This window comes from Pseudoalteromonas sp. GCY (assembly GCF_016695175.1).
GTDB lineage: Bacteria > Pseudomonadota > Gammaproteobacteria > Enterobacterales > Alteromonadaceae > Pseudoalteromonas.
The window spans coordinates 2,461,135-2,473,757 of record NZ_CP068023.1; the positions used below are offsets into that span (position 1 = coordinate 2,461,135).

9 protein-coding genes are annotated in these 12,623 nt (G+C 42.2%); 4 read left to right on the top strand and 5 right to left on the bottom strand.

Annotated elements, in window-relative coordinates; genetic code table 11:
- Positions 1-124 precede the first annotated feature (124 nt).
- Together JJQ94_RS16175 and JJQ94_RS16180 are read left to right on the top strand one after the other, a co-directional pair.
- Positions 125-1,459 carry a dicarboxylate/amino acid:cation symporter gene (locus tag JJQ94_RS16175; protein ID WP_099028764.1) on the top strand — a complete coding sequence of 445 codons (1,335 nt, stop codon included), beginning with the start codon at positions 125-127 and terminating at the stop codon, positions 1,457-1,459.
- A 179-nt stretch (positions 1,460-1,638) separates the two neighbouring features.
- Positions 1,639-2,283, top strand: a complete 645-nt coding sequence (locus tag JJQ94_RS16180; RefSeq protein WP_099028765.1) for an ERCC4 domain-containing protein — start codon at positions 1,639-1,641, stop codon at positions 2,281-2,283.
- 74 nt (positions 2,284-2,357) lie between these two features.
- Here the strand turns inward: JJQ94_RS16180 and JJQ94_RS16185 are convergent, their stop codons facing one another.
- The 3 genes from JJQ94_RS16185 to JJQ94_RS16195 form a co-directional block, all read right to left on the bottom strand.
- Positions 2,358-5,024 (bottom strand): TonB-dependent receptor plug domain-containing protein, encoded by a 2,667-nt coding sequence (locus JJQ94_RS16185; protein ID WP_099028766.1) that lies wholly within the window; start codon positions 5,022-5,024, stop codon positions 2,358-2,360.
- Positions 5,025-5,339: 315 nt separating this feature from the next.
- Positions 5,340-5,990 (bottom strand): DUF2987 domain-containing protein, encoded by a 651-nt coding sequence (locus JJQ94_RS16190; protein WP_099028767.1) that lies wholly within the window; start codon positions 5,988-5,990, stop codon positions 5,340-5,342.
- Positions 5,980-6,801 (bottom strand): glucosaminidase domain-containing protein, encoded by an 822-nt coding sequence (locus tag JJQ94_RS16195; protein WP_099028768.1) that lies wholly within the window; start codon positions 6,799-6,801, stop codon positions 5,980-5,982. Before JJQ94_RS16195 ends, JJQ94_RS16190 begins: the two co-directional genes overlap by 11 nt.
- 255 nt (positions 6,802-7,056) lie before the next feature.
- Here JJQ94_RS16195 and JJQ94_RS16200 point away from each other — a divergent pair, with 255 nt between their 5' ends.
- Positions 7,057-8,352, top strand: a complete 1,296-nt coding sequence (locus JJQ94_RS16200; RefSeq protein WP_099028769.1) for an anti-phage deoxyguanosine triphosphatase — start codon at positions 7,057-7,059, stop codon at positions 8,350-8,352.
- 63 nt (positions 8,353-8,415) lie between these two features.
- Here JJQ94_RS16200 and JJQ94_RS16205 read toward each other — a convergent pair whose 3' ends face one another.
- Positions 8,416-9,804, bottom strand: a complete 1,389-nt coding sequence (locus JJQ94_RS16205; protein WP_099028770.1) for a histidine kinase dimerization/phospho-acceptor domain-containing protein — start codon at positions 9,802-9,804, stop codon at positions 8,416-8,418.
- Positions 9,801-10,478, bottom strand: coding sequence for a response regulator transcription factor (locus JJQ94_RS16210; RefSeq protein WP_099028771.1), 678 nt, complete (start codon positions 10,476-10,478; stop codon positions 9,801-9,803). Before JJQ94_RS16210 ends, JJQ94_RS16205 begins: the two co-directional genes overlap by 4 nt.
- A gap of 162 nt (positions 10,479-10,640) precedes the next feature.
- Here JJQ94_RS16210 and JJQ94_RS16215 point away from each other — a divergent pair, with 162 nt between their 5' ends.
- Entirely contained in the window at positions 10,641-12,584 is a 1,944-nt protein-coding gene (locus tag JJQ94_RS16215) for an LTA synthase family protein (RefSeq protein WP_236596494.1), read from the top strand.
- Positions 12,585-12,623: the final 39 nt, after the last annotated feature.

The following is a 12,623-nucleotide window of genomic DNA, read 5'->3' on the forward strand; positions in this document are numbered from 1 at the left end:
CTCAATTTTAGCGATAAAATCACAATTTTTTATTAGATTAGGTAGATTTTCTGTCGTGAAATGCTGTTCATCTGCGCCAAGCCTGTTAAGCTTTAGCAGTTTTAAGATACATAGTGTTAGGACAATGTCAGAAAATCAAAAAATGGGCCTAACGGCGCGAATTATGATAGGCATGGTGTTGGGTGTTGTATTAGGCCTCACTCTTCAAGCCATCCTAGGTAAGAATAAAGAAATACTTATTCCTTTAGGTCTCTTTGACCTCCCCATTAAAGGTTTTTTCGTTGACGGTTTATTCCACATAGGTGGGCAAATCTTCATTGCAAGCTTAAAAATGCTTGTTGTTCCTTTAGTGTTTATTTCCCTAGTATGTGGCACATGTAGCCTTAGTGACCCAAAGAAATTAGGCCGCTTGGGTGGTAAATCCATCGGCTTATACCTAATCACAACAGCAATCGCAATCACGGTAGCAATCACCCTCGCATTGCTCATTGCACCGGGCGGTGGCGTTGAAATTCCAAGCAGCGCGTCATTTGACGCAAAGCAAGCGCCGACACTTGTGCAAGTCATAATCAACATGTTCCCGACCAACCCAATTGACGCGATGGCCAATGGCAACATGCTTCAAATCATCGTCTTTGCGCTACTATTTGGTATCGCTATGGCGCTCAGTGGAGATGCCGGTGCTCGCCTAGCAGCCGTATTTGAAGATCTAAATACAGTAGTGCTTAAGCTAGTGACTTTATTGATGAATGTCGCCCCATATGGCGTATTTTGTTTGATGGCTAAGTTGTTTACAACCATCGATATGGGGTTAATCGCCGAGCTCGGCAAATACTTTATGGTGGTACTGGCAGCTCTGCTAATTCATGCATTTATTAACTATTCAATCTTATTTAAACTGTTAACGGGTTTGAGTCCAATCATCTTCCTGAAGAAGATGAAAGACGCGTGCATGTTTGCCTTTAGTACTTCAAGTTCTAGTGCAACTATGCCTGTAACACTGGAGACTGCTACTAAGAAGCTAGGTGCACACAACTCGGTTGCTTCTTTCACCATCCCTCTGGGTGCAACCATTAATATGGATGGCACAGCTATCATGCAAGGTGTTGCAACGGTCTTCATCGCTCAGGTATTTGCCGTAGACCTCACCATCAATGACTATCTCATGGTTATCTTGACCGCTACTCTTGCCTCAGTTGGTACGGCAGGTGTGCCTGGCGTTGGTTTGATCATGCTTGCAATGGTGCTTAACCAAGTTGGATTACCAGTTGAAGGTATCGCGCTTATCATTGGTGTGGACAGACTGCTAGATATGACAAGAACGGCGGTTAATATAACAGGTGACTGTATGGTTACTTGCGTTGTTGCTAAGTCTGAAAACGAATTTGATATTGATGTTTTCAACGACCCAGATGCAGCAAAAGAACTGGAAGAAACCACTTCGAAAAAAAATATCTAGATTAGCTATTTAGCGCGGCAATCCTAATTGCTGCGCTGACTTCGTGTTACATAAATACTACGCCTCGCTTTACCTCAACACTAACTTTCCTCTGAGCCTTTATGCGACACTTACTTGCATTTCACCTTACGCTAACTAACCTTGATGAACACATAGTTCAGATTAAAGGAAAATAATCTGTGAAACCAATTACGATTGTTATAGATGATCGGGAACCAGGAGATATGCTATATCTTCTTCAAAAACATCCGCAACTTCGGATATACAAAAAGCGTTTAATTTGTGGCGATTATCTCATTGACGACTGGCTGGTTGTTGAAAGAAAACACCTCAGAGATTTAATAGTGTCGATTATAGGCGGTCGACTCTTTACCCAGTGCGAAAGGTTAGCAAACTCTTCATACACTGCAATTATCGTTATTGAGGGCAGTTCAGCTGACCTATCAAAGACTAGAGTTGACCGTAGAACAGTGCTTGGAGCACTCGCTTGTGTAAGTTTAACTTTTGGTATACCAGTACTTCGAACTAAGACTCAAGAAGAAACCGTTAACCTCATGACATATTCAGCTCAACAACATATTAGAAAGCGTAGCGAAGCAATTGAGCGAAAAGGATACAGAGCAAAAACACTATACGGTAAGCAGCTTTTCTTTTTACAAGGAATTCCGCAAGTCGGAAGCAAGCTTGCAAAAAAGCTACTCCATCATTTTGGTTCCATTGAAGCGCTAGTAAAGGCGAGCGATGCAGAACTCAGAGAAGTAGATGGAATTGGAGCAAATATAGCAGAGTCTATACGCCGACTACTCACAACAAAAGTGTATTAACTAACGGTATTTTATAAATCTACGTAAAAACCGCGCTATAAAGCGCGGCTTTCATCTTAATAAACGTTAACGTATTAGAATTGGTATGCAAACTTCACGTATGCTTGACGACCAAGGATACTGTGGGTTTTATTGTCAATTCCCATAGACTCTGAAGGAGCAAGCGGCGCTTCCTCATTAAACAAGTTAGACGCACCCAGTGTTACTGTCAGCTTTTCTACGCCAATATAACTGACGCTTGTATCAACGGTAGTCCATGAATCAATCTCATATTTATTGCCATCACTATCGGCAAGGTCTTTATACGAATCGACATAGTTTACGCTGATATTTGCAAGCCAATCGTTCTTGGCCCAGTCCATGCCTGCGGTCCAACGGAACTGTGGATGCTGGTATTCTCCATTGAGATCTTCTGCAACATTGAATGTGTTACCTTGATCGTCACTTTCAAATGACTGCTCTTCAAAGTTAAGTGCGTAAGTTAAGTTGTAATTGAACTTAAACTCACCCATTTCACGTGTAGTTAATGCGTAGGCTAAGTTAACATCGAAACCGTCTGTTTCACGACCACCAATGTTAACAAAGGTGTCGTTAATAGTCAGAATACGACCAAGTGTACTACCTTGATTAGGCGCACGTACCACCAAATTAGGATCGGTACCACAACAATCAACTAACTTTTGTGCACCAATTTTCTTAATGAGATCTTCCTGATCATAGTTCCAGTAATCCACACCGATACTAAAGTCATCGGTCGCTTGCCACACAACACCTAAGTTGTAGTTTTCTGACTCTTCTGGTTGTAGGTTTTTGTTACCAGACACAATCGCAGTGTATTCATACGGGCTACAATCATCATCAGCGCCAGTTTGGCGACAACGCTCGCGGTCTATCACGCTTGGAGATTCGTCTGTTCTACCTAGATGTAGCTGCACAAGAGAAGGTGCTCTAAATGCTGTACCCCAAGAACCACGAACCACAAGGCTATCAAGAGGTGACCAACGGAATGCTACTTTTGGATCGGTTGTTGTCCCAAAGTCACTATAGTCTTCATAACGCAATGCTAATTGTAGCTCTAGCGTATCTAGCACTGGTACGCTAAATTCTGCGAATATCGCAGTATTATCACGATCACCGTTCGCTTGCGTCGCTTCTGTACCAAAAATTTCGCCTCTGATGTATTGGCTATCTGGGTTATCTTCGATTTTCTCGTAGCGATGTTCGAAACCAAACGCTGCAGCAACGTAGCCTGCACCCAATTCAAACAGTTCACCTGAAATGGTACCGTCTAATGATTGCATGGTTGATGCGCCATAACGTGTAGTCGTGGTCTCAAAAAACGCCAGACCTGCTTCTGTATTGGTGCTTGGTTCAAATGGATTCCAAAGACCCTCATCAATCGCTTGCTGCGCTCTTAGCTTGTTAGGAAAACCATCAAAACCCTTTTCAACGGCACTTGAACGAATGGCAGAATATGCAATTTCCCAAGACCACGCATTCCACTCACCACGAGCACCAAGGACTGCGCGGTAGTATTCAGAATCAACATCTTTTTTACGGTTACCGATATCAACCGTACGACGACGCATTGAAATATCTACACCATGTAAGAAATGGTCTGGATCGTTAAATAATGGATGGTTTGGGTTATCACCATCCATAAATAGTTCTGTAAAGCTTGGACTACCAGCACCTTGAATGAAAGTTGTAGAGTGCTGCGCCGAAATTTCTGCAAAACCTTCAATACCGTCGGTGATTTCTTGTACACCGTTATAGTTAAAGCTAATACGCTCTGTCGATGGAATTGCGGTCATGTGTGGCGCGTAGTCGTAGCGACAAATATCACCAATATCTAAAGCAGGATCGCATTTATCATTACCCCATACGTCCGTAAAGATAGTCTGTCTTACCTGAGTGCCATCGTCTTCAACACGAACAACGGGTAATCTCGCCCACTGCTCGTCTGTTAACATGCTTCTCATCACTTCAACACTGCCAGGAACACCAGCAGAACTTAATGAGTTATTACCACCACGAAAACGCTGATCAGCAGATGCCGTATAGTCACGATCTGCATACGTTAAGTGACCACGTTTGAAATAATCGAGTGAGAAATTATGGTGGCCATTTTGTGTTGACGACCCCCAAAGAAGGGTAAAGTTTTGTTCTTCAGCACCACCATCTGCGGTGTCTGAGATTTTACCTGCAACTTCAAAACCGTCGATATCATCACGAAGAATGATGTTAATAACACCTGCTACCGCATCAGAACCATAGGTTGCAGAGGCACCATCTTTTAGAATATCTATACGTTTAACCGATGAAACCGGAATGGTATTTAAGTCCACAAATGATGTTTCGATATCTTTTGCAAATGGGCTAACCGCAACACGGCGGCCATTGATTAATACAAGCGTCGATGATGCCCCTAACCCTCTTAGAGCAACACTAGAGCCGCCATTTGCTGTGTCATCGCTGGAGTTACCTTGCGTACTAAAAGTACCAGTACCCGATACCGGCAGCTTTTGCAACGCGCCAATAAGGTCAGTTGATCCCGTTGAAGCTAGATCAGCAGCTGATAAACTTTGGATTGGTGACGGGCCTTCTAAGTCTGTTCTTTTAATGTGAGAACCGGTCACTTCAATACGTTCAACTTGCTTCGTTTCTTCGGCCTTAACTTGTTGATTCATGCCGATTAAAACGGCAATAGAGAGCGCACTGAGTGGTAATTTATAGGTCATCCTGTTTCCCCTTAAGTTGATAATTACACTGTAGTTTTTTTAATAATCCAGCCATTATTAGCACACCAGAGCAACTTTAACAATGCATTTATTTAACATTAAGTTTCCAATTTGGGGGTCTAATGGCAGAAATTCACGACGAATAGATATCGCTGTTTGTCAGTATGAATTATTGTCAAAAGAAGGATTAAAGGTGATAAGAGAGGGTTTTTATCTGTAAGAAATGCAAGGATGAAGTAACGTCCAACGAATTTGGTTAGTCTGAATAGCTCCGACTAAAGTCTATAGACGTTACTTTATATTATGATGGGCTAATTATAGTGCTAGCCAAGGTTGCACTGACTTCACATTAGCAGAGTCTGCAAAATGTGTATTGTCGTTTGACCATGCCTTCGGGACGCTGATTTGACAGACTTGCGACTCACACTTCATTGTAGCGTCGGTGACAATTTGACTTCTGCCAAAGGTCACAATGACTCCTTGTTGCTCAGGCAGCAAAAATGACAGCAGGTTTTTAATAAAAAAGCCAGAGAGATCAGCCAGTAGCTCTTCAAATTCCTGTTGCATTTTATAAAGGTCAGCTCTGCTCAAAGATGTTGTGTTAAATAACTCAGCTTCAATCTGCATTTTTAGCTGGCAGTCCGAGTCTGCGCCCTTCGTTTCAATCACTACTTTTGCTTTGTCTTTGTCCAAATCTTTGTCAAATGGTAACAAAAGTTGCGCTTCATCAGTGTACGACAGTGGAAAGCTCGCTTCCTCGGTCACAATATTCCCCGTCGTAATTTTACAGGCTTGCATGCTCACTGTATCGACAAGGTAAAAACCCACACGTGCAAACTCAAACTCGCCTTTATTTACCACTTTTAGTCTGTCGTAAAAGCTGTCATATGCAAAGGTGACCGTTTTAGCTGAGGCTATCGCACTCCAAAGTGCCATTATCAGGACAAGTACAATCTTACTCTTCATCAAAATACGCTCGGTTATGCCTTATCATATCGTTAAGTTCGTTCACGTAGTCTTCACCACGCTCTGAATAACTCAAAAGACCACTTGTTAATACTGTCGCGTCAATCGGTGCTTTTTGAGCTCGCAGCTCTGCTCGTACCGAACGCAACTCCCTGTATGCATCATTGGTGTTAATATTTCTAAAGTATGACTTGACCGCGGCTCTTACCGACTGAAATGCTCTAACTTCGTGATCGGCCGCATCTTCTCGCCGCTTCGGCACCATACCGCAGCCTTTGGTGTAACACCATTGACCAAAAAAGTTTAACCCAATTCGTGCAAACCGTGACGTACCCCAGGCAGATTCATTAGCAGCTTGCATCAGCGCCAGCTCTTTAGGAATAATATCCACTCGGCGCAATGCTCTTTTGAGCGAAGATTCATTAATGGCTTCGCCTTTTAAATCATACTTTGTGAAAATCATCGCAATCTTTTCTATTTGTTTGCGTGTTAGCGTTTCATCAAATTGCACCATCATCAGAGCGATTTCAAGCGTTGCCCGTTGCTCTAAGATCTGTTTATTTTCGGCTTCTACATGCGGTTTAATAAAGTCGAAAAACGCCGTTTTCTTTTCCTTAATGTCACGAATGGCTGAGAAATTGGGTAGCTTTACGCTATGGAGTGGCTTTTCCGGCACCTTAGGTACAACCTCTGCCCCCGCATCCTCTTGATCTAAGGTGGAATCTTGAGGGCTTTTATCTTGGATAAAAGGATAAATTAACGCCCAAATGGTCACTAGGGCAACAATGAGTTTAATCAGTTTAGCTTGCATACTTCTCCTCGCAGTGGCGTTGTTCTGGAAACGGAGTCTCTTTCCCTAAGTCTCTAAGAACTTTTCTCAAGCCCGCTCAATAACAGTTTTATTCTGTTACTATAGTTTGATAGAGCATTGATAAATTGCGCCAAAATAACAGTATTCAAAAATAGCGGCTGATAATATCAAAAGCCGCAATTAAACGCGAATTTTCGTTCAGTTATCGTACATAGTTTAGACGAGTTTGAGATATAAAGAAAAAGGAACAGAAGTATGACGTCTAACGCTTGGCAGCAGCGTCTGCTATCGCAGCAAAAAAACCGCCCTAACGACAATCGCTCAGCATGGCAAATAGATCGTTCTAGGATCATACATGCCGCGGCTTTTAGGCGCTTGCAAGCTAAAACCCAAATTATGGCAATCGGCGTCAACGACTTTTATCGGACTCGCCTAACGCACTCTTTGGAAGTGTCGCAAATAGGTAGCGGTCTACTGCGCCATTTAAGAAAACAGCACCCTGAATTTGAACATTTTCCTTCGACAAGTCTTATTGAAACTTTGTGTCTAGCGCATGATATCGGCCACCCGCCTTTTGGCCATGGTGGAGAAATAGCGCTTAATTACCTTATGCGTGATCACGGAGGGTTTGAAGGAAACGCTCAAACCTTGCGCATTGTCACCAAGTTGGAACCATACACTAAAGGTTATGGCATGAACTTAACGCGCCGCACCTTATTAGGTTTTATTAAATATCCTGCATTAATCGACACACTTTGGTATCACCAACCAACGCAAACACAAAGTCGAAAATATATATTGTCTAGTGATTGGCTGCCTGCTAAAGGCATTTATCAATGTGACCAATCGGTATTTGATTGGATCCTTTCGCCATTTTCTCAAAACGACCAAATAAAGCTGCAAGAAACCGAGATAAAAGATACCTTCCGTCGTAAGACAAAGTTTAAATCGTTAGATTGCGCCATTATGGAATATGCCGATGATATCGCCTATGCAGTTCATGATTTAGAAGATGCGATAGCAACTGAGACCCTTAATGAGGCTGCATGGCATGATTTTGCTCTGCCTGAATTACAAAAGTTAGACTCTGCTTGGTTAAAACAAAACTTACAGCGCGTGAGCGAGAGTTTATTTTCAGAAGATGAATCTAACCGTAAAGATACCATAGGTGAGCTCGTCAACCTGTTTATTGTGCACTGTAAACTCACCGTTCAAGACTCAGATTTTGACTCCGCCCTACTTCATTTTACCGTTGAGATGGCACCCGAATTTCAGGAAATCCTGCAAGTATTAAAAGTGTTCGTATATCGCAGATTAATTCGTGAACCTAAAATGCAGCAAATTGAGTTTAGTGGTCAAAACCTGCTTATTGATTTATTTGAAGTTTTTGCCAGTGATCCCATGCGATTATTGCCGTATACAACCCAAACATTGTACCAGCAAGCAACCGATGAAAAGCAGCAAATGCGCGTGTTAGCAGACTATCTTGGTGGCATGTCTGATGAATATGCACGAAAAACGCATCGACGCTTATTTACCGGGGAGCTGTAAATAACCTGAAGTTGACAGCTGGGAACTTGGTTTATCAGTGGAAACTCACTTTTAAATAGCGCCTCAAAGGGTCAATGTAAAGGTGATGGTGCTCCCTTCCAACGCAACAGTGAGTTCCGCATCAATGGCTTCAGCAAAGGCCCTAGCAATAGGCAACCCTAAGCCAAAGCAATCATTCGCGCTTCTCGACTGGTCGCTTTGCCAAAGTGGTTCAAATAATTGTGCTAGATTCACGTTTTCGAGCTCGCCTGAAACCCGATTGCTCACGCGAACACTTATCCCATTTGTCGCCCCCTTTTCAACGACAATAAGTGCTTTGGAACCCAGTACACGGTGGCGCTTGGCATTTTTTAGTAAGTTACCAATGATGCTCTCGACTGCCATTAAGTTGGTCTGAATTGGACATTCTGAACGAGTTGTCTGAATCTCAACGTTATCAAGTGCGATCTCACCAATCGAACGGTTGACGACTTGCAATACATCAACAACATCTTCTTTTGGTAGCTTTATCTGCTCGTATTTATGTAGCAACATCACATTGGTGACGATGCTTTTCATCCGCTGACTTATTCTTAATACTTCTGGCACAAAGTCATCCATCAGTTCATTGTCTTCAGGGAAACGTGAAATAACTTCCGCCAAATTAATGAGCTCCGTAATGGGCGTTTTTAATTCATGCGAAATATCTGAGGTTAAGCGCTTTTCTCGCAAGTACAATTGTCTGTTTTCAACAATAAAACGGTTTAAGCTTTGCTCAACGGGTAATAGCTCAGAGACTGGCTTTTCTAATACTATGGTGTCTGAATCTTTAGAGAAATTTAGTTTGGCTATCTGAGCGTTCATGCTATTCAACGGCGCGAGACCAACATCGACCGTTTTACGCACAAAGACACGAATAAATACCACAACACATACAATAGTCACGATAAAAACAATATCAATGAGCCAAAGAATAAAGTCCAGCCCCTCCGACGAGGCCGCGTAGGCAATAACAAGTTCGTCGTCAAAAGATTTTTTTTCCCCTTTTAGGGTATGGATCTGCGGAATAAAACGGGTATATATGATCCGTCCCGCACGACCATCTGGCAGGGTTTCATTTACCACTTTGCTCTCACCAAGTGATAACGACAAATAGGGTAACTCGTGTTGCGAAAAAAGATCTAAGCTGTCAGAGCGTGCAAAAACTCGGTCGTTCAACCAGATTTGATAATATTCGGGCTCGATATTGCCAGTAAACTCAGGTAAAAACTCACCGGAAAAATGTAGTTCAAGATGCTCTTCATCTTCAGAGACTAGCGTCATCAGCATGCCAACTTTTGTATGCATCGCTTTGTCGAATTGTGAGTCAATCCAAGAGTCAACAGCCAAATCTGTTGCGAGTAAAATGGCGACCACAACACCTGTGATGGTAATTGATAATGTTCTAACTAAGTTCCCTCGGATCGACTTCATGGTAGTTGCTCAACATAATATCCAAACCCGCGTTTAGTTTTAATTGGCAAGCATTGACCCAGCGCTTTGACCTTTTTGCGTAGCGAAGAAAGGTGAGCTTCGATGGCATTTTTCGACACGCTATCGAAATTGCCGGTAATATAAGTGCTCAATTTTTCTGGTGTAATAATCTTATTTTGATTAGTAAACAAACATTCCAAAATTTTATACTCATTGGGTGTTAAGTCTATCCGCTGCCCCGCAATTAACGCCAACTTTAGCTGCAAATCAATGGTTAAGAAACCATGCACGATTTCATCACCATCTTGTTTAAATGCCCCTCTTCTCATTAGCGTTAATAGCCGTGCATGCAGCTCATCAAACGAAAAGGGCTTGGCGAGATAGTCGTCTGCACCACTTAATAAACCCAGCACTCGGTCTTCAGGTTGTGACTTTGCTGACAACACCAACACTCGAGTGTCATTCTTCTGTTGTCTTAGCGCTTTAAGCACACTTATGCCATCCAAACTGGGCAACATGATATCTAAAATAATTACATCATAGTGATCCATCAGCGCCATACTCAAACCGCTAGAGCCGTCCGCCGTATCATCTACCGTAAAGCCCAGTTTAGAGAGCCCTAAGGTTAAGCTGCGACGCAAGGACTCGGAATCTTCTATCAGTAATACATTCATAAATAAACCTTTGGCTAGTGCTTAATGTCACATAGCTTAGTTGCTCAAACTTAAGATCCGCTAAAGAGAACTTCAACTTTCATCAATTCCGAAGGATTTCCTAAGCTTTTCTTAAGTTTCGTCGGATAGTCTTGTGATAAATGCAGCTATTCTTAACATTCTATGAACAAAGTACACTTTTCGACTCCTTATGCAAAACCTTTCATGGTGTTTTTCCTTTCCTTGTTGATGATTTTGACGCTTAGCCGTTTAGGACTATCGGCTTGGATGTTAGAGAGAATGACTGGCTCTGACCCTTTGACCTTTGTGATATCGGGCCTGCGAGTTGATTTGAGTACTACCGCTTATCTCGCGATACCGCTCTTATTGTTAATGGTCACGCACTATTTTATACGCAAACCATTGAAGCCTTTACTTACTACGCTAGTAACGGGGTATATTGCATTGGGTATTACATTTGTCCTACTACTCGAAGCTGCAACTCCTGCATTTATTTTGCAATACGACATCAGACCGAACCGTTTATTTATTGAGTATCTGATTTACCCCAAAGAAGTTATTTCAATGTTGTTGAGTGGTCACTTGGGCACTGTGATATTCACCCTACTTTTATGTACTTTGGCTTTAATAACCACCTTGAAGTATTTTCCTCGCATTGGCAACGATGTGCCATCAAAACGGAATATGGCTATCTCTACTTTTTGTAGTCTTATCTGTTTAGCGCTATTAGCGAGAGGTACTCTGGGTCATAGACCACTAAACCCTGCTACCGTCTACTTCTCACAAGATGCATTGGTTAATTCGTTGACCATCAACTCTGCTTATAGTGTTGCGTTCGCAGCAAAAAATATGAGCAGCGAAAAAAGTGCCAGTGCGCTTTATGGTTCGCTATCCAAAGAAAAGGTTTTTAATACAGTAAGAAGAGCAAGTTACAGACAAGGTTTTATCTCAAATACACTTCCTACCCTAGCCACTAATCCGGCATACCATCAGGGTAAAAAGAAAAATTTAGTGATTATCTTAGAAGAAAGCTTAGGCGCGCGTTTTGTAAGCTCGCTAGGGGGAGCAAATCTAACCCCAGAGTTAGATAAACTGTATCAAGAAGGCTGGGGGCTGGAGAACCTCTACGCAACGGGCACCCGATCGGTTCGCGGAATTGAAGCCGTGATCACCGGCTTTGTACCCTCACCGTCACGCTCCGTCGTTAAGCTTTCAAAGTCTCAGCAACAGTTTTGTACGTTGGCGGATATTTTAGCCAAAGAAAACTATACCACACAGTTTATTTACGGTGGCGAAAGCCACTTCGATAACATGAAAAGCTTCTTCTTAGGAAATGGCTTTCAACGTATCGTTGACTTTGATGATATTGAAAACCCGGAATTTGTTACGTCTTGGGGCGCCAGCGACGAAGATCTGTTTAATCAAGCGGATAAAGAACTAACTCAGCTGAGTGAAGAAGAAAAGCCATTTTTTAGTTTGATCTTTACATCTAGCAATCACGACCCGTTTGAAATTCCTGACGGAAAAATAATGTTACCAACAAATCACCAAAGTGATAAACCTGCGCGAGATCTCGCTATCAAGTACGCTGACTATGCACTCGGAAAGTTTATTTATAAAGCCAAGCGAAGTCGTTATTGGCAAGATACTGTCTTTTTAGTCGTTGCAGATCATGATGTCAGGGTGTTTGGATCCGAGCCCGTCCCCATTAAGTCTTTTCATATTCCAGCCGTTATTTTGAATTCAGACTTTAATCAAAAACAAGATAAAAGATTGGTTAGCCAAATTGATTTACCTGTCACTTTGCTTTCTTTAATAGGGGTTGAGCGCCCAACGCCTATGCTTGGTTTTGACTTAACCAAACAATACCCAGTGCAAAGAGCGATGATGCAATATTACGATAATTTTGCCTATATTGAAGATGACAAAGCCGCCATTTTGATGCCAGGAAACAAAGTGAGTTATTGGCAGTATGACACGGCGACTAAGATGCAAAAACCACTGGTGAATACAATGCACACCGCTGATTTGAAAGAAAAAGCACTATCTCATGTATTATTTAGTAATTTGGCCTATCAGGAGCAAATTTATCGATTAAAAGAGTAAAGCATAAGGTTCTCTTAAGTATTTCTATAGAAAATAAAG